Raw genomic sequence first — 18029 nt, 5'->3', positions numbered from 1 at the left:
TTCCAATACAGGTCGTTTATTACGCGGTCTGCAAAGATGATCTATCGAGGTTGGGGATTCATGACGCTGGTGACGCCGATCGCAGCCATCCTGCTGCTGGCGTACTTCTTCCCGCATGAAGGCTCCAAGGGCAACACTCCACTGCCCCAGGTGCTGCTGGGTGCAGGCATCGGCGCAGCGGTGAACGTACTGCTGGGCCTGTGGCTCAATCGTGTGCCCCGGCAGAAGGGCGAGGCCGCACCCCATCACTTCTTCTTCCTGCCGATGCAATGGCCTGCGCTGGCTCTCGTGGTGGTGTGCGTGGTGATTGCGCTGCTGCGCTGAGACGTGGCCCGAACGGCGCCAACCAAGGTTGGCGGCTACCGGGCATGCCGCAGCTCTGGTGATTGCCAGCCGTCGGGCATGTCGTTGCCCTGGTAGATGCCAACCTTGGTTGGGATGCATTCAAAAGCAGAAAAAAGGCCCCGGATCGCTCCGGGGCCTTTCTCGTTTCAGCTCACCACCGGATCAACGATCCGGGCGGTGTGCAGCATCCGCATCACGCTGGCGTTCCATGAACTCCTTGGACGGTTCATCCAGCTTGTCGCCCAGCATGCGGCGCACGACCACGAAGAACACCGGGATCATCAGCAGGCCGAGCAGGGTGGCGAACAGCATGCCGCCGATCACGCCGGTACCGATGGCGTGGCGGGAGTTGGCGCCGGCACCAGTGGAGATCGCCATCGGGATCACGCCCATGATGAACGCGAACGAGGTCATCAGGATCGGTCGGAAACGCAGGCGTGCCGCCTCGATGGTGGCATCACGCAGGGTCTTGCCTGCTGCGCGCTGCTCCACCGCGAACTCGACGATCAGGATCGCGTTCTTCGCCGCCAGGCCGATCACGGTGATCAGGCCGATCTTGAAGAACAGGTCGTTCGGCAGGCCACGCAGCATGGACAGGCCGAGGGCGCCGAGCACGCCCAGCGGCACTACCAGCAGCACCGCCACCGGGATCGACCAGCTTTCATACAACGCGGCCAGGCACAGGAACACCACTACGATCGACAGCACCAGCAGCAGCGTCGCCGCGTTGCCGGCCAGGATTTCCTGGTAGGACATGCCGGACCAGTCGTAGCCGAAACCGGCCGGCAGGTCGTCGTTGACGATCGCCTCCATGGTCTGCATCGCTTCACCCGAGCTGGTGCCCGGTGCCTGCGAACCGACGATGTTGATCGCCGAGTAGCCGTTGTAGCGGCTCAGCGACGGCGGTGCCGACACCCATTCGGACTTGACCACCGTGTTGAGCGGGATCATCGCGTTGGTACCGTCGGCATTGGTGGTGAGGCTGGACGGGCTGTAGAAGCTCTTCAGCGACTCCTGGCCGGTGCGGTACGGGCCATCGGCCTGCATGGTCACGCGCTTGATGCGGCCTTCATAGAAGAAGTCATTGACGTACACCGGGGCCAGCATCAGCTGGATGGTGCTGTACACGTCCGACACCGACATGCCCATCGACTGCGCCTGCACGCGATCCACGTGCAGCTGCAGCTGCGGCGCGTTTTCCAGGCCGTTCGGGCGCACACCGACCAGGTGGTCCGGTTTCTGCGCGGCCTGGCCGAGCAGGATGTTGCGGGCCTGGGTCAGCTGCTCGTAACCGGCACCGCTACGGTCCTGCAGCCACATGTCGAAGCCACCGAACTGGCCAAGGCCCTGCACGGTGGGCAGGTTGACCACGAAGATCTGCGCTTCCTTGATGCCATAGAACGCGCCGTTCATGTTCTGGATGAACTCCGGCGCGGTGAACTTGCGTTCCTCCCACGGCTTCAGGCGGATGAAGCCCATGCCCACGTTCTCGCCGGAACCGACGAAGCTGAAACCGGCCACCTGCAGCATGCCTTCATAGCCATCCTGCTTTTCCAGGATGCCACGCATCTGCGCGAACACTTCGTTGGTCTGGCCCTTGGTCGAGCCCGGCGGCAGCTGCACGATCGCCAGCGCATAGCCCTGGTCTTCTTCCGGCAGGAAGCTGCCCGGCATGCGGGTGAACAGGAAACCGCACAGAGCGGTCAGCACCACGAACAGGATCATCCAGCGCGGCGCATGCCGCACCGCCGAGGTGATGTGGCCCACGTAGGTGTGGCTGATCTTGTCGTAGTACTTGTTGAAGGTGCGGTAGATGATGTTCGGGTTGTCGTTGTGCGTCGGCTTGAGGAAAGTCGCGCACAGCGCCGGGGTGAAGCCCAGGGCCAGGAACGCCGAGAACGCCATCGAGATGGCGATGGTCAGGGCGAACTGCTTGTAGATCTCACCGGCGGCGCCGCCCTGCAGGGCGGACGGGATGAACACCGCCGCCAGCACGACGGTGATCGCCACCACCGCGCCGGTGATCTGGGTCATCGCCTTCTGCGTGGCCGGCTTCGGCGCCAGGCCTTCCTCGGTCATGATGCGTTCGACGTTCTCGATCACCACGATCGCGTCATCGACCACGATGCCGATCGCCAGCACCATCGCGAACAGGGTCAGCTGGTTGATCGTGAAGCCGATCATCCACATGCCCAGGAAGGTACCGAGCAGGGCCACCGGGATGACCAGGGTCGGGATCAGGGTGGCGCGGAAGTTCTGCAGGAAGATCAGCATCACCAGGAACACCAGGAACACCGCCTCGAACAGCGTCTTGACCACTTCCTGGATCGAGATCTTGACGAAGGTGGTGCTGTCGTACGGCGAGAACCAGGTGACGCCGGCCGGGAAGCTGGGCTGCAGTTCGTCCATCTTGGCGCGCACCGCATCGGCCACGTTCAGGGCATTGGCGCCCGGCAGCAGCTGGATGGCGAAGGCGCCGGTCGGCTTGCCGTTGTACTGGGTGTCGAAGCCGTAGTTGTTGGCACCGAAGGCAACGCGGGCGATGTCCTTCAGCAGCACGCGCGAACCGTCAGCATTGGCGCGCAGGATGATGTTCTCGAACTCCTGCGGCGAACTGAAGCGGCCTTCGGCCGAGACCGTGGCGGTGAAGTGCTGGCCTTCCGGCGACGGGTCCGAACCCAGCGCACCGGCGGCGAACTGCACGTTCTGCGCGCGCACCGCCGCCAGCACCTGGCTGGCCGACAGACCATAACCCTGCATCTTTTCCGGGTTCAGCCAGATGTTCATGGCGTACTCGGAACCGAACTGCTGCGTGCTGCCGACGCCGGGGATACGCGAGACCTGGTCGAGCACACGCGAACCGACGATGTCGTTCAGGGCGTCACGGTTGATGGCGGGGGTATCGGACTGCAGCGCCACCACCATCAGGAAGCCGGCGTTGGCCTTGGCCACCACCACGCCCTGCTGGGTCACTTCCGAGGGCAGGCGTGGCGTGGCCAGCGAGACCTTGTTCTGCACCTGCACCTGGGCGATGTCCGGATCGGTACCGGTCTCGAAGGTCAGGGTGATCTGTGCACGGCCGTTGGAGGCGGACGAGGAGCTGAAGTACAGCAGGTGATCGATACCGGTCAGCTGCTGCTCGATCACCTGGGTGACCGACTTCTCCGTGGTGTCGGCACTGGCACCCGGGTAGGTGGCCGAGACGGTGACCTGCGGCGGGGCGATGTTGGGATAGGACTCCACGCCCAGGTTGAGGATCGCGATCACGCCGCTGAGCGAGATCAGGATCGCAACCACCCAGGCGAAGACTGGATGTTCGATGAAAAATTTAGGCATGACGGAAGGTTCCCGTTACTGCTTGTTCGAATCGGTGGCTGCCGGCTTGGCCGCATCGGCCTGCTCGGGCTTGGCCGCGTCGGCCGGTGCCTTGCCTGCGGCCGGTGCCGCGCCCGTCGGAGCGGCGCCGCCTGCGGCAGGCTTGCCGTTGGCGTCCTGCCCCGGGGTCCACGGCTTGGCGACTGCCGGTGCGCCTTCCTTGACCTTCTGCACGCCGGCCACGATCACCTTGTCACCGGCGGCCAGGCCGTCGCTGACCAGCCAGTTGCCGTTCTGCGCACCGTCGGTCTTCACGTTCTTGCGGATGACCTTGCCGTCGGCACCGACCACCATCACGTAGCCGCCGGTGGTGTCACGCAGCAGTGCCTGCTGCGGCACCAGGTAGGCGTTGTTGCGCTCGCCCAGGTTGGCCTGGAAGCTGACGAAGGCACCCGGCAGCAGGATCTGCTGCGGGTTCGGCAGCAGCGCACGCAGCGACACCGCGCCGGTGGCCGGGTCGACCGTGGTCGAAGAGAAGTCCAGCGTGCCCGGCTCGCTGTAAGTGGTGCCGTCGGCCAGCTTGACGTTGACCGTGGCCTTGCCGTCACCCGACAGCGCCAGCGCGCCCTTGGCCTGCTGCGCACGCAGCTGGGTCAGCTCATCCACGCTCAGCGAGAAGTTCACGTACAGCGGGTCGAGCTGGTCGACGGTGGTCAGCAGGGTCACATCGCCCTGGCCGACCAGTGCGCCCTCGGTGACCTGCTGCTTGTTGGCCACGCCACTGATCGGTGCGGTCACTTCGGTATAGCCCAGGCTGATGCGCGAGGAGGTCACCGCCGCTTCGGCCTGCTTGACCGCGGCCAGCGCGGTGCGTTCGGCCGATTCGGCGTTGTCCAGGTCGGACTTGGAGACGAACTGCTGCGGCGCCAGCGAACGGGCGCGGTCGGCGGCCACCTTGGCATTGGCGTAGGTGGCGCGGGCCGAAGCCAGCTGGGCCTCGGAGGCATTGAGCGAGGCACGCAGCGGCGCCGGGTCGATCAGGAACAGGGGTTGCCCCTGCTTGACCTGGGAGCCTTCCTGGTAGACGCGCTTGAGCAGTACGCCCGGCACGCGCGCACGCACGTCGGCGCTGCGGAACGGCGACAGGCGGCCGACCAGCTCACGCTGCAGCGGCAGGGTCTGCGGCTTGGCGTCGATCACGCCCACCTCCGGCGGCGGGGGCGTCTGCTGTTCCGGCTTCTTGCAGGCAGCCAGCGCGACAGCAACGGCGCACGTCAAGGCAAGGGTGCGGAGTGGGGCGGTCATCAGGAGGAACTCCGGGGTTGGTTTGAAGACGGGGCCGGCGACGGCTGAGGCGCGAAGGCGCGCAGGAAGCTGTCGACGGAGAACTCTGCCCAGCGCCGACGCAGCTGCGCGTCATCACGATGGGGGGTATGGAAGCGCCGTTTGTCGAAATCCTGACCGGCGATCATGCTCAGCAGCAGTTCGGCCATGAAGTGCGGGTCGTCATGCCGGAGCTGGCCTCGCATGCAAACGGTTTCAATCCATTCAGCAAGATGAAGCGTCAGCGCGCCGGCACCATGCCGGTACAGCGTACGCGCCTCTTCGGGAAACTGGGATGCATCGGCGGCGATCAGCCGACAGGCCTGGCCCACGTGCGGTTGGTTGAAGTGCTCCAGAAAGTCGGTGGCGAACTGGAGCAGGCTGGCACGCAGGTCGTCAGTGCGGAGTGCACGAACCATGGCGCCGGTGGCGTGGCCGACGTGGCGCTGCATCACCCGGCGCAGCAGTTCCTGCTTGCTGCCGTAACGCGAGTACAGGGTCTGCTTGGAGCAGCCGGCGTGCTGGGCCACCGCATCCATGCTCATCTGCATGCCCTGCTGGGCCAGCAGCTCGCGCACGGCATCGAACACGCGCTCATCGCGTGCGTCGAGGGCAACGGGGAGGTAGGCCGGATTCACGCGGTGGACTATACCGTCCAGTTCAGGATTGTGGAATCGAATCGGTGTCGCCGCGTGTGTCTTCCGGTAACGCGCTTTGCCGATCCTGTCGGCAGTGCTGAAGCGGGCGCCAGCACCATACCGGTGCGAACTGAATAGGCGTCTAAACCGCAGCAAACCCGAATCTGGTTATTCCGTCCTGCAGCAAGGCCTTTTCGTGCGGTAGGGCTACAATTTCATTTTCCCAACTGAGCAAGCGCATCGCTCTGCCATGAAACCGCAAAAAACCGCAGCCAAGACCGTGAAAAACAAGACCAAACCAGCAGAAGCGGAGGTCGCAGTGACCGCTGGTTTCTCCCTGGAGCCGGTGTACACGGCCTTGCGCAAGCGCTACCCCGCGGCCGCACAGGCCGAAGCAGTGGCATTTGCCACTGACTTCTACAAGCGCATGGAGTCGGACGAGTTCCCGCACCACAGCGCTGAAGAGTGGGCCGCTCTCGCGGCTGAGACGCTGGAATTCGCCCGTGCCCGCAAGGCCGGCAAGGCCAACGTCCGCGTGTTCAATCCGACCGCGAAGGCCAACGGTTGGGAGTCGCCGCACACCGTGCTGCAGATCGTCAACGACGACATGCCGTTCCTGGTCGACACCGTCACCATGTCGCTGGCCGAACAGGGCGTGGGTGTCCACGTGCTGGGCCACCCGGTGCTGCGTTTCACCCGCGACAAGGCCGGCAAGCTGGTCAAGGTCGGCGAAGGCGATGCCGAGTCGGTGATGCTGCTGGAGATCGACCGCCAGCCGGCCGACGCCATGGCCGCCATCGAACAGGCCATCAACAAGGCGCTGGACGAAGTGCGTGCGATCGTGCGCGACTGGCAGCCGATGAAGGACAAGGCGCTGGCACTGGCCGACGACCTGGGCAGCCGCCAGCTGCCGGTCGACGACGCGTCGCGCAAGGAAGCACAGGAGTTCCTGCGCTGGGCCGCCGACAACCACTTCACCTTCTTCGGCTACCGCGAGTACCGCGTCGAGAAGCAGGGCAAGGAAGACGTGCTGGCGCCGCTGAACGACACCGGCCTGGGCCTGATGCGCGGCAAGGACAAGTCCGCCGCCCGTCCGGTCAAGACCCTGGCCGCGCAGGGCCTGAACACCACGTCCGGGCTGAAGGACGCGCTGATCCTGACCAAGACCAATGCCCGTTCGCGGGTGCACCGCGCTGGCTACATGGACTACATCGGCGTGCTGGAATTCGACGCCAAGGGCAAGATCATCGGCGAGCAGCGCTTCCTTGGCCTGTTCACCTCCAGCGCGTACAACCGTCGCCCGTGGGAAATCCCGCTGGTGCGCCAGCGCCACGAGCACGTGATGAAGCAGTCCGGCCTGGCTCCGGCCAGCCACAGCGGCAAGGCCCTGCGCCACATCCTGGAAACCCTGCCGCGCGAAGAACTGTTCCAGTCCAGCGAGGACGAACTGTTCCGCACCGCGATGGGCGTGCTGGGCCTGCAGGAGCGCGTGCGCAGCCGCCTGTTCCTGCGCCGCGACAAGTACAGCCGTTTCATCTCCGCGCTGGTCTACCTGCCGCGCGAGCGCTTCAACACCGACGTGCGCCTGCGCATCGAAGCGATGCTGAAGGACGCGCTGCACGGCGAGTACGTGGACAGCTCGGTGGTGCTGGGCGAATCGCCGCTGGCCCAGGTGCACCTGATCGTGCGCCCGAAGCCTGGCGAAATGCTCGACGTCGATACCGCCGAACTGGAGCAGAAGCTGGCCCAGGTGCTGCGCAACTGGCAGGACGACCTGCGTGAAGCGCTGGTGTCCCGCCATGGCGAGACCGAAGGCCTGCGCATCGCCGCCCGCATCGGCAAGGCGCTGCCGGCCGGCTACATCGAAGACAACAGCACCGCGGTTGCCGCCAACGATGTCAGCCAGCTCGACGCCCTGACCGGCCCGGACGACCTGCGCCTGAGCCTGCAGGCCGTGCCGCGCGAAAGCGGCGATGGCCTGCGCCTGAAGCTGTATCGCCAGCTGGACGACATTCCGCTGTCGGATGCGCTGCCGATGATGGAAAACATGGGCCTGCGCGTGATCGCCGAGCGTCCGTACCGCCTGTCGGTCGACAACGCGCCGGTGTACGTGCAGGACTTCGAGGTGGAATCGACCGCCGGCGCGATCGATGCCGCCAGCGTCGATGAAGCCTTCGGCGAGACCTTCGCCCGCGTCTGGCACGGCGATGCCGAGAACGATGGCTTCAACCGCCTGGTGCTGGCTGCCGGCCTGCATTGGCGCCAGGTCGCCATGCTGCGTGGCTACTGCAAGTACCTGCTGCAGACCGGCGTGCCGTTCTCGCAGGCCTACGTGGAAGGCACCTTCGCGCGCTACCCGCTGCTGGCCCGCCTGCTGGTCGAGCTGTTCGAAGCGCGCTTCGATCCGGCCACCGGCCACGAGAGCAAGGACGACATCGCTGCCGGCCAGGCCCAGCTGAAGGCCCACTTCGATGTGCTGGCTGCTGGCGACGACGCCACCCTGAAGGTGCTCAAGACCGTGGTCGACGCCCGCAAGGGTGACCGCGACGCACAGATGCAGGCTGCGCGCGATGCGCTGCTGAAGCTGATGGACCGCGTGTCCAGCCTGGACGAGGACCGCATCCTGCGCTCGTTCATGGGTGTGATCGACGCGACCCTGCGTACCAGCTACTACCAGACCGATGCCAACGGCCAGCACGGCCATGTCATCAGCTTCAAGTTCGATTCGGCGCTGGTGCCGGACCTGCCGAAGCCGCGCCCGTACCGCGAAATCTTCGTCTACGGCCCGCGCGTGGAAGGTACCCACCTGCGCTTCGGCGCCGTGGCCCGTGGTGGCCTGCGCTGGTCGGATCGTCGCGAAGACTTCCGTACCGAAGTGCTGGGCCTGGTCAAGGCGCAGATGGTCAAGAACACCGTCATCGTGCCGGTCGGCGCGAAGGGTGGCTTCTTCGCCAAGATGCCGCCGGTGAATGGCGATCGCGATGCGATCTTCGCCAACGGCGTGGCCTGCTACAAGCTGTTCATCCAGGGCCTGCTGGACATCACCGACAACATCGTCAACAACAAGATCGTGCCGCCGGTGGATGTCGTGCGCCACGACATGGACGATCCGTACCTGGTGGTGGCCGCCGACAAGGGCACCGCGACCTTCTCCGACATCGCCAACGGCCTGGCCATCGCGCACGGCTTCTGGATGGGCGATGCGTTCGCCTCCGGTGGTTCGGTCGGTTACGACCACAAGGGCATGGGCATCACCGCACGTGGTGCGTGGGAGTCGGTCAAGCGCCACTTCCGTGCGCTGGGCCGTGACAGCCAGAGCCAGGACTTCACCGCGGTCGGCGTCGGCGACATGTCCGGCGACGTGTTCGGCAACGGCATGCTGCTGTCGCGCCACATCCGCCTGGTCGCCGCGTTCGACCACCGCCACATCTTCCTGGACCCGAACCCGGATGCGGCCACCACGTTCGTCGAACGTGAGCGCCTGTTCACCGTGCCGCGTTCGAGCTGGGCGGACTACGACGCCAAGCTGATCAGCAAGGGCGGCGGCGTCTATCCGCGCAGCCTGAAGTCGATCGAGATCACCCCGCAGGTGCGCGAAGCGCTGGGCCTGGACGACAACGTCAAGGCGCTGTCGCCGAACGATCTGATGAGCGCGATCCTGAAGGCGCCGGTCGACCTGCTGTGGAACGGTGGCATCGGTACCTACGTCAAGGCCGCCAGCGAGCAGCACAGCGATGTCGGCGACCGCGCCAACAACGCGCTGCGCGTGAACGGTGGCGAGCTGCGCTGCAAGGTGGTGGGCGAGGGCGGCAACCTGGGCATGACCCAGCTGGGCCGCATCGAAGCCGCGCAGGCTGGCGTGCTGCTCAACACCGACTTCATCGACAACTCGGCCGGTGTCGACACCTCCGACCATGAAGTCAACATCAAGATCCTGCTCAATGATGTGGTGCGGGCCAAGAAGCTGACCGTCGAGCAGCGCAACAAGCTGCTGGCCTCGATGACCGATGAAGTCGCAGAGCTGGTGCTCAACGACAACTACCGCCAGAACCAGGCGCTGAGCCTGATGGAGCGGATGGCGGTCAAGCGCCTGGGTTCCAAGCAGCACTTCATCCGTACCCTGGAACAGCAGGGGCTGCTCGACCGCCAGATCGAGTTCCTGCCGTCCGACGCCGAGCTGTCCCAGCGCAAGGCACGCGGCCAGGGCCTGACCCGTCCGGAGCTGTCGGTGCTGCTGTCCTACTCCAAGCTGGTGGCGTTCAACCAGCTGCTGGATTCGGACATCCCGGAAGATCCGTACCTGTCCAAGGAGCTGCAGCGCTACTTCCCGACCCCGCTGCAGAAGAAGTACGCCGACGCGATGGAGCGTCACCGCCTGAAGCGCGAAATCATCGCCACGGCCGTGACCAACCAGACCATCAACCGCATGGGCGCTACCTTCCTGATGCGCATGCAGGAAGACACCGGCCGTTCCATCGCCGAGGTCGCCAAGGCCTACACCATCAGCCGCGAAACGCTGGATGCACGCGCGCTGTGGGCGCAGATCGATGCCCTCGACGGCAAGGTGCCGGAGTCGGTGCAGATCGATGCGCTGGAAGTGATCTGGAAGCTGCAGCGCTCGTTCGTGCGCTGGCTGCTGTCGCGCCCGGGTGCGATGCCGGGCATCACCGAAGCGGTCAACCGCTACCAGGGTCCGTTCAACGACATCCGCGTTGCTTCGGGTGTGCTGCCGGATTCGCAGCGTCCGACCTACGAAGCCCTGGTGGCCGAGTGGAAGGAAAAGGGTCTGCCGTCCGCGCTGGCGCAGCAGCTGGCCGAACTGCACTTCCTGGAGCCGGCGTTCGATATCATCGAACTGGCCCGCACCCGCAAGCTGAAGCCGGTGGACGTGTCCAAGGTCCACTTCCGCCTGGGCGATGCCCTGCAGCTGCCGTGGCTGTTCGAGCAGGTCGACGCGCTGGAGGTCAACGGTCGTTGGCACGCCGTGGCACGTGGCGTGCTGCGTGACGAACTGGCGGCCAACCACCGCAACCTGGCCGGCCAGGTGCTGGGCACCAAGGGCAGTAGCGCGGAGGCCAAGGTCGCAGCCTGGATGGGCCGTGACGACAACAGCCTGCGCTTCACCCTGGCGATGCTGGCCGAACTGGCCGAGCAGAAGACCCTGGACTACCCGACCGTTTCGGTCGCAGTCCAGCGCCTGGGCCAGCTGGCCGCGCACGGTGCGTAAGTGATGTAACGCCGGGCGTGCCCGGCATGCGTGAAACACAGCGGCCCCGCGAAAGCGGGGCCGTTCTGTTTTTGCCTGTCTTTTCTGCGATCACTGACCCGACGCCGGCCGTCGATCTGTCATCCGCCCCGCGAGGTCCAACCCCCGGCGCTCGGTTATGCTCTCCCTCATGCCTTCCCCCCGGATCCACCGATGAGCGACACCCCCCGCATCGCTTTCCTGGCCAGTACCACCGAGCCCGCGCAGATGGCCCGCGCGGCCATGGTGTCGCGCTATGGCGACTACACGCCCGAGCAGGCCGATGTACTGTGCCCACTGGGCGGCGATGGCTTCATGCTGCAGACCCTGCACCGGCATGGACACCTGGGCAAGCCGGTGTTCGGCATGAAACTGGGCACGGTCGGCTTCCTGATGAACCAGTATCGCGGCGACGAGGACGTGCAGGCGCGCATCGCCCGTGCCGAGCCGGCCAACCTGCGTCCGCTGGAGATGGTGGCATTGACCGAATCGGGCACCAGCACCGGCTCGCTGGCCTACAACGACGTCTCGCTGCTGCGCCAGACCCGGCAGGCGGCGCATATCGGCATCGACCTCAACGGCCAGGAACGCGTGGCCGAACTGATCGGTGACGGCGTACTGGTCGCCACCCCGGCTGGCAGTACCGCCTACAACTATTCCGCGCACGGCCCGGTGCTGCCGCTGGGCTCGCATACCATCGCCCTGACGCCGCTGGCCCCGTATCGGCCGCGACGCTGGCGCGGGGCGATCCTCAAAGCCGACACCGAAGTGCGTTTCCGCGTACTGGACCCGTACAAGCGCCCGATCAGCGTGACCGCTGATTCGCACGAGACCCGCGACGTGGTCGAAGTGACCATCCGCGAGTCGAAAGACCGCCGCGTGACCCTGCTGTTCGACCCGGAGCACAACCTGGAAGACCGGATCCTGAGCGAACAGTTCGTTTTTTGAAGACAATAGGCGGCCGGCCATGCCGACCGCTTGAAGGACCCCCACCGATGGGCGACAACTCCCCCCGTTTGCTGACCGTCGCGGTGACCTCGCGCGCGCTGTTCGACCTCGAGGAAAGCCACGCGTTGTTCGAGAGCGATGGCGTGGCGGCCTATGCCGAGTTCCAGCGCCAGCACGAAGACGACATCCTCGGCCCGGGCGTGGCGTTCCCTGTGGTGCGCAAGCTGCTGGCACTGAACCAGGGCGCCAGTCCAGAGAACCCGCGGGTCGAGGTGATCCTGCTGTCGCGGAACTCGGCCGATACCGGCCTGCGCATTTTCAACTCGATCCAGCACTACGGCCTTGGCATCATCCGCGCGACGTTCACCGCCGGCGAGCCGACCTGGCCCTACGTGAAGCCGTTCGGAACCGACCTGTTCCTGTCGGCCAACCCGGAATCAGTGCGCAGCGCGCTGCGCCATGGCATCGCCGCGGCCACCATCCTGCCCAAGCCGCCCGGCGAAACCGCCGCGGCGGCAGCCGATCAGATCGACATCACCCGCCCGGCCGGGCAGCTGCGCATCGCCTTCGACGGTGATGCGGTGATCTTCGGTGATGAGAGCGAGCGAATTTCGCGCGAGCAGGGCGTGGAAGCCTTTGGCCGCCACGAGCGCGAACGGGCCCGTGAACCGCTCAGTGGCGGCCCTTTCCGCGGCTTCCTGTCGGCGCTGCACACGCTGCAGGAAGTGTTCCCGGCCGGCGAGAGTGCGCCGATCCGTACCGCACTGGTGACTGCGCGTTCGGCACCGGCGCATGAGCGGGTGATCCGCACCCTGCGCGAGTGGGGCGTGCGCCTGGATGAGGCGCTGTTCCTCGGCGGCCGCCACAAGGGCCCGTTCCTGCAGGCGTTCGGCGCCGACATCTTCTTCGACGATTCGCAGCACAACATCGACAGCGCCCGCGAGCATGTGGCCGCCGGCCACGTACCGCACGGCGTCGCCAACGAAGGCTGAAGCCATGCCGGGTAGGTGCCGACCTCGGTTGGCACTGCCATGCATCGGCGCCCACCAAGGTGGGCATCTACCAGAGCCGCATGCCCCGGTAGTTGCCAACCTAGGTCGGCATCGCCCTCAGGCCCCGGGTACGATCAAGGGCTGCCCGACATCCCCAGCTGCAGGTCCACCACCTTCCAGCGCAGGCCCTGCGGCTCCAGCACGACCTTCATCGGCGCCTGGCCGGGGCCGCGATCGACATCGATCACGAAGCGGTCCAGCGCTTCGAAATGATGCTCGGCATTCTTCAGCGGTCGCGCCGGCTCGGTCGGGCCGAAGGCATCGCCGCCCTGCAGTTCATTGCGGCCGCGCTTCCATAGCACGTGGCCCTGCAGCATCGCGCCGATACCGGTCGGGGTCACCATGGTGTCCACCGCGGCACCGCCTAGCTGGTCGCCCAACCCATACAGCAGGGCACCGAAGGGACTGGCCGCCACATCCGGGCCGGCCTGGCGCACCAGGTAGTCGTTGAGCTGCGCCCGCAGGCTGCTGCGCACGCGCGGGAAATCCACATAGCGCTCCAGGCGTGCGGTGTCGCGCTGTTCAATGGCCTGGGACAGCCCGCGCACGGTCATGTAGGGGCCACCGAACCACCAGGCGGCCAAGGCCAGGACCAGCAGCACAACGAGTAGAGTGAGTTTCTTCATGCCGCACAGACTGCCGCAACCGCAGCGGCATGGGGTGAAGACTCAATGACTGGGTGATCCGCGCCCATCACCGAAGGCGTTCACCAGCTGCTGGCGTTCGGCTGCGGTCAGTGCCTCAAGCCGCGTCGCCAGCACTTCGTCCAGGCTGACGGTGCGGGTGGTGCCGAGGATGCCGCTGGCCACGCCGGGATGGCCCAGGGCGTAGGCAAACGCGGTTTGGGCGGGGCGCTGGCTGCGGATGGTAGCGATGGCGTGGCGCATCCGGCGTGCACTGTGCATCAGTGCGCGGCTGCTTGGCTTGAGCCAGGCTCTGGCCAGGTACCAGGCGTCGGCCGGGCGCGGCAGGCGGGCGCGTGACGGCAGCAGATGGCCCTGCGCCAGCACGGTGCCGGCGAGCACGCCGATGCCCGCCGCGTGCAACTGGTCGATCAGCGGTTCACGGTCCTGCTGCAGGGCGTTGTAGTCCAGAAGCACCACATCGAACAGCATGGGATGGTCGATCATCCAGCACAGGGTCGACGCCGTGTGCGTATTGATGCCGGTGTGCCGGATCAGCCCGCGTTCGCGCAGTCGCTGCAGTGCGGCCAGCAGGTCATCGTTGATGTCGTGCTGGCTGGCACCGTGCAGCTGGTAGATATCGAGGTAATCCAGGCCGAGGTTGCGCAGCGAGGCTTCGCAGCTGGCGGTGATGGCGGCGGGCGAGAAATTGCGCTGCTCGGCGCCGCTGATGCCGGCCTGGCCGGTCAGCGTGCCGCCCTTGCTGGAGATCACCAGCGACTCGCGCGGGTATCGCTTCAGCAACGGGCGCAGGATGCGGCCCAGCCGCGGCTCGGCGTGGAAACCGGAGTAGTTGTGACCGGTGTCCAACAGGTTGACGCCCTGTGCCAGTGCATGCTCGACCACGTGCGCGGCCGACTGTTCCGGGAACCGGCGATGCCCCCAGAAGCCGGAACAGCCCAGGCCCACCGGCGAAACCGCCAGCCCGGTGCGGCCCAGCGTGCGGCGTTGGTGCGCCAACGGCATCAGAATTCCAGGTCCAGCGCCGCGCACAGATAGTCGACGAACGGGCCCAGCCCTGCCAGATCCCTGCCGAGCGTGGACAGCAGGCGAGGGCCGGTCATGGTGGCGTCGTCCAGCGAGCGCCACATCACCCAGTTGCGATGCTTGAGGTCGTCGATGAACTCGAAATCGGCCGGGAAGCCGCGCGGTGGACGCACCAGTTTTTCGCTCTCCTCGAAGTCGAAGCGCTTGCGCAGCGCGGGAGCATGCGCGGCCGCCTTCCAGCTGCCCGGGTTGTCGAGGATGAAGTGGCGCACGCGGCGCTGGGTCTCCGGTTCTGGATGCCACAGGCCGGCGCCAACGAAGCTCTCGCCCGGTTGCAGGTGCACGTAGAACGAAGGCGCGGCCACTTCGCGGCGGCGCTCATGGAACAGGCGCGCACCCTGCCAGGTTTTGTACGGGGATTTGTCGTTGGAGAAGCGCGCGTCGCGGTGGATGCGGAACAGCGAGCCACCGACGCCACGGGTATCGGCGCGGAAGTGGTCGCTGATCTCCGCCAGCGCTGGCTGCAGGTCACCCAGCAGGCGCAGGAACGGCTGCCGGACGTGGTCTTCATACTGCTGGCGGTGATCGTTGAACCACGCCTTTTCGTTATGCCGCGCCAGGCTGCGCAGGAACTTGAAGCTGGCGTCCGAGAAATAGGTACTCACAAGGTCTCCTGCAGCTGCTGGCCCCAGTCGCGCAGCGATTGCAGCAGGGCCTGGCGCCGGGTGTCATCGGGCGCTTCGGCGGCCAGTGCATCGAGCTGCTGCTGGTACTGGGGCAGGTTGAGTTCGCCCAGGCCGCCGTCTCCGAGCAGGCGCTGGCGGCGGTAATCCTGCCAGCGCTGGCGTTCAGGCGGCGCGAGGCTGTCGGGATGATTGCGCGCGCGGTAGCGGAACAGCAGTTCGGGCAGGCGCGGGTCGCGGAAGCGGCCTTCCAGCGCGGCCAGCTGTTCCGGCGCTGTGGTGCGGGCCAGCGCCAGCAGCGGCTTGTCGCCATTGCCGAGGAAGCCGTCGTACAGCGAGGCATCGACGTCGGCCACGGTGGCCGCACGGGGCTGGTTGTAGACCTGGCGCGCCTTCTCGGCCAGCTGCGGGGCGAACGCGCGCAGGCGCTCGACCTTGGCCTCGATCGCGGCCACGTCCAGGCCGAGTCGCGCGTGGTCATCGGCGCGCAGGTGGTTCCAGGCGATCAGTGCTGGCACCTTGTTCAGATGCACTTCCTTCAGTGGCACCCGCGCGGCGCCTTCGGGCAGTTCGCTGGCGCGCATGTACAGGCGCTGTGCGATCACCTCGGCCGGCAGTGCCACCAGGTCGTCGATGTCGCCATCCAGGTCGAACACGATCACGCGGTTGTTGATGGTGGGATGCACGGCCAAGGGCAGCACCGGCGCCGCGCACAGGCGACTGGCGGGGTAGCGCATGGAAATGTGCAGCACGGGTTTCATCGCGGTCACGTCCAGCAGGCTGCCGACGAAGCGCTTGTCGCGCAGCTTCAGCGCGTACTCCCACAGCCGCGGCTGCGACTGCTTGAACAGGCGTGCCATGCCGATGGTGGCGCGCACGTCGGACAGCGCTTCGTGCGCGTCGCCTTCGCGCACGTTGTTGGCCTCGGCCAGGTGCTCGAGCTTGAACGAGGTGGCGCCGTCCTCGCGCAGCGGCCACTGGATGCCGTCCGGACGCATCGCGCGCATGAGTCGCAGCATGTCCAGCAGGTCCCAGCGCGAATTGCCGTTGCGCCACTCGCGTTCGTAGGGGTCATGGAAGTTACGGAACAGGCCGTAGCGGACGAATTCATCGTCGAAGCGCAGGGTGTTGTAGCCCAATGCGCAGGTGCCGGGACGCGACAGCTGCTCGTTGATACGGTCGAAGGCTTCGGCCTCGCTGATGCCCTCGGCCAGGGCCTGCTGCGGGGTGATGCCGGTGACCAGGGTGGCCATCGGCGAGGGCAGCAGGTCGTCGGCCGGGCGCACGAAGAAACTGACCGGGGTATCGATCTCGTTGAGGTCGGCGTCGGTACGGATGGCGGCGTACTGGGAGATGCGCGTGCGTCGCGGGTCCTGGCCGAAGGTTTCCAGATCGTAGAACAGGAAGCTGTCAGCCATCAGTGCGCGCCCTCCAGGATCGGCAGCTGCGCGTGGATCTGCGCTTCCAGTGCCGTCCAGTCGATGTTGTCCAGTGAGTGGTGACCTGCAGTGGCCGCCGCCAGCATCTCGCGCTGCAGTTCGGTGCGGCGCAGCGCCTCGGCGTAGGGCGTGTGCAGGAAAGTGACCATCGTGTAATGCGGTACGAAGCGGGTCGGCCAGCGCCGCTGCAGTTCCTGCTCCAGGTCGCGCTGCAGAAGGAACGCAGGATCGGCCACGCGGTCGCGCATCTCCAGGTAGTTCTCCAGCGCCATCTGCTGGATGGCACGTGCATTCGGCTTGCGCTCGGCTTCGAAGGCTTCGAACGCGCCTTCCAGATCGTCCGCTTCCATCAGATGACGGGCCAGAGACACGCAATCCTCGAATGCGCAGTTCATGCCCTGGCCGTGGAACGGCACCATCGCATGCGCAGCATCGCCGATCAGTACGGCGCGGCCCTGCTGATGCCATCGGTCCAGGGTGAGCGTGCCGAGCAGGCCCGGCGGGTGTTGTTCCCAGTCCGCGCGCAGGTTCGGGATCAACGGCAAGGTGTCGGCGAACTCCCGCACGAACAGCGCCTCGGCCTGTACGCCGGTGTTGACCGTGGCGAAGCTGGGCTCGCCCTGGTTGGGCAGGAACAGGGTGACGGTGAAGGTGCCTTCGTGGTTGGGCAGGGCGATGCACATGTAGTGGCCGCGCGGCCAGATGTGCAGTGCGTTGCGCTCGATGCGGAAGCTGCCATCTGCGGCCGGCGGGATCTCCAGCTCCTTGTAGGAGTGGTCGAGGAAGGCGATGTCCTCTCCCAGCGGCGCACGGCGGTTCATCGCCGCGCGCAGCGCCGAGCCGGCGCCGTCGGCACCGATCAGGGTGTCGAAGCGGATGTCGTGCGGGCTGTCGTCGCGATCATCGATGAAGCGCGCGTAGCCGGCATCGAAATCGACGGTGTGCAGGCGGCGATGGAAGTGCACGGTGGCGCCGGCCTTTTCGGCCAGTTCCAGCAGCGTGGTGTTCAGGTCGCTGCGGTGGATCGACCAGATCACTTCGCTGTCATCACGGCCATAGCGCTGCAGCTGCGGTTCGCCTTCGCGCGGGTGCACCATGCGGCCGCGCATCATCACCGCGCGCGCCATCACCTCGTCTTCCACGCCGGCCTGGCGCAGCGCATTGCGCCCACGCTCGGCCAGCGCCAGGTTGATCGAGCGGCCGCTCTCGTAGTCGGCCACGCGCGGATCGCCGCGGCGTTCGTACAGGGTGATGCGCCAGCCTTGCCGTGACAGCAGGATGGCCAGCAGGGACCCGGCGAGGCCGGCACCGATAATGCTCAACGAGCGGGAGGCGTGTGCGATCAACGAACTGTCCAGCAGTAGGAGAGGG

12 protein-coding genes are annotated in these 18029 nt (G+C 66.3%); 4 read left to right on the top strand and 8 right to left on the bottom strand.

Annotation, left to right across the window (positions count from 1 at the left end):
- The first annotated feature begins 60 nt into the window (after positions 1 to 60).
- Positions 61 to 324 (top strand): hypothetical protein, encoded by a 264-nt coding sequence (locus tag M1L61_RS14620; RefSeq protein ID WP_019337351.1) that lies wholly within the window; start codon positions 61 to 63, stop codon positions 322 to 324.
- A gap of 183 nt (positions 325 to 507) precedes the next feature.
- On the opposite strand, the gene M1L61_RS14615 is transcribed toward M1L61_RS14620, so the two are convergent.
- Genes M1L61_RS14615 through M1L61_RS14605 form a run of 3 tightly spaced genes read right to left on the bottom strand, consistent with a single transcriptional unit; the run spans position 508 to position 5621 of the window.
- On the bottom strand, positions 508 to 3681 hold the full coding sequence (locus M1L61_RS14615) for a multidrug efflux RND transporter permease subunit (protein WP_057503346.1): 3174 nt from the start codon (positions 3679 to 3681) through the stop codon (positions 508 to 510).
- Positions 3682 to 3696: 15 nt separating this feature from the next.
- A complete protein-coding gene (locus tag M1L61_RS14610) occupies positions 3697 to 4965 on the bottom strand; it encodes an efflux RND transporter periplasmic adaptor subunit (RefSeq protein WP_248853713.1) in 1269 nt (422 codons plus the stop codon).
- Entirely contained in the window at positions 4965 to 5621 is a 657-nt protein-coding gene (locus tag M1L61_RS14605; protein WP_248854787.1) for a TetR/AcrR family transcriptional regulator, read from the bottom strand. Before M1L61_RS14605 ends, M1L61_RS14610 begins: the two co-directional genes overlap by 1 nt.
- Before the next feature lie 250 nt (positions 5622 to 5871).
- Between M1L61_RS14605 and M1L61_RS14600 the strand changes: the two genes are divergently transcribed.
- From M1L61_RS14600 to M1L61_RS14590, 3 genes are all read left to right on the top strand, one after another.
- Complete coding sequence (locus tag M1L61_RS14600; RefSeq protein ID WP_248853712.1) at positions 5872 to 10848, top strand: NAD-glutamate dehydrogenase domain-containing protein; 4977 nt, start codon at positions 5872 to 5874, stop codon at positions 10846 to 10848.
- Positions 10849 to 11040: 192 nt separating this feature from the next.
- Complete coding sequence (locus M1L61_RS14595; RefSeq protein ID WP_053443276.1) at positions 11041 to 11814, top strand: NAD kinase; 774 nt, start codon at positions 11041 to 11043, stop codon at positions 11812 to 11814.
- A gap of 47 nt (positions 11815 to 11861) precedes the next feature.
- The gene (locus M1L61_RS14590; protein ID WP_010480444.1) at positions 11862 to 12806 is read left to right on the top strand and encodes a 5'-nucleotidase; all 945 of its coding nucleotides are present in this window, start codon (positions 11862 to 11864) and stop codon (positions 12804 to 12806) included.
- A 134-nt stretch (positions 12807 to 12940) separates the two neighbouring features.
- Here M1L61_RS14590 and M1L61_RS14585 read toward each other — a convergent pair whose 3' ends face one another.
- Genes M1L61_RS14585 through M1L61_RS14565 form a run of 5 tightly spaced genes read right to left on the bottom strand, consistent with a single transcriptional unit; the run spans position 12941 to position 18004 of the window.
- Complete coding sequence (locus M1L61_RS14585) at positions 12941 to 13492, bottom strand: DUF2939 domain-containing protein (protein ID WP_248853711.1); 552 nt, start codon at positions 13490 to 13492, stop codon at positions 12941 to 12943.
- Between the two features lie 42 nt (positions 13493 to 13534).
- Positions 13535 to 14515, bottom strand: a complete 981-nt coding sequence (locus tag M1L61_RS14580) for an aldo/keto reductase (protein WP_019337346.1) — start codon at positions 14513 to 14515, stop codon at positions 13535 to 13537.
- Complete coding sequence (locus tag M1L61_RS14575) at positions 14515 to 15201, bottom strand: DUF2461 domain-containing protein (protein WP_049436750.1); 687 nt, start codon at positions 15199 to 15201, stop codon at positions 14515 to 14517. The genes M1L61_RS14580 and M1L61_RS14575 overlap by 1 nt, the downstream gene beginning before the upstream one ends.
- Positions 15198 to 16637: an exodeoxyribonuclease I gene (sbcB, locus tag M1L61_RS14570; RefSeq protein WP_248853710.1), complete on the bottom strand. Its 1440-nt coding sequence runs from the start codon at positions 16635 to 16637 to the stop codon at positions 15198 to 15200. Before sbcB ends, M1L61_RS14575 begins: the two co-directional genes overlap by 4 nt.
- Positions 16637 to 18004, bottom strand: coding sequence for an NAD(P)/FAD-dependent oxidoreductase (locus M1L61_RS14565; protein ID WP_248853709.1), 1368 nt, complete (start codon positions 18002 to 18004; stop codon positions 16637 to 16639). The genes sbcB and M1L61_RS14565 overlap by 1 nt, the downstream gene beginning before the upstream one ends.
- Positions 18005 to 18029: the final 25 nt, after the last annotated feature.

This window comes from Stenotrophomonas sp. NY11291 (assembly GCF_023277365.1).
Classification (GTDB): Bacteria; Pseudomonadota; Gammaproteobacteria; order Xanthomonadales; family Xanthomonadaceae; genus Stenotrophomonas; species Stenotrophomonas geniculata.
Note: the sequence above shows the minus strand (reverse complement) of the source record. Positions and strands in the feature narration are given on the sequence as shown.

What these genes read in the sequence shown, in the direction of transcription:
- M1L61_RS14610 (WP_248853713.1), bottom strand. Translation starts at nt 4,965, where the DNA reads ATGACCGCCCCACTCCGCACCCTTGCCTTGACGTGCGCCGTTGCTGTC.
- M1L61_RS14585 (WP_248853711.1), bottom strand. Translation starts at nt 13,492, where the DNA reads ATGAAGAAACTCACTCTACTCGTTGTGCTGCTGGTCCTGGCCTTGGCC.
- M1L61_RS14620 (WP_019337351.1), top strand. Translation starts at nt 61, where the DNA reads ATGACGCTGGTGACGCCGATCGCAGCCATCCTGCTGCTGGCGTACTTC.
- M1L61_RS14595 (WP_053443276.1), top strand. Translation starts at nt 11,041, where the DNA reads ATGAGCGACACCCCCCGCATCGCTTTCCTGGCCAGTACCACCGAGCCC.
- sbcB (WP_248853710.1), bottom strand. Translation starts at nt 16,637, where the DNA reads ATGGCTGACAGCTTCCTGTTCTACGATCTGGAAACCTTCGGCCAGGAC.
- M1L61_RS14580 (WP_019337346.1), bottom strand. Translation starts at nt 14,515, where the DNA reads ATGCCGTTGGCGCACCAACGCCGCACGCTGGGCCGCACCGGGCTGGCG.
- M1L61_RS14590 (WP_010480444.1), top strand. Translation starts at nt 11,862, where the DNA reads ATGGGCGACAACTCCCCCCGTTTGCTGACCGTCGCGGTGACCTCGCGC.
- M1L61_RS14600 (WP_248853712.1), top strand. Translation starts at nt 5,872, where the DNA reads ATGAAACCGCAAAAAACCGCAGCCAAGACCGTGAAAAACAAGACCAAA.
- M1L61_RS14615 (WP_057503346.1), bottom strand. Translation starts at nt 3,681, where the DNA reads ATGCCTAAATTTTTCATCGAACATCCAGTCTTCGCCTGGGTGGTTGCG.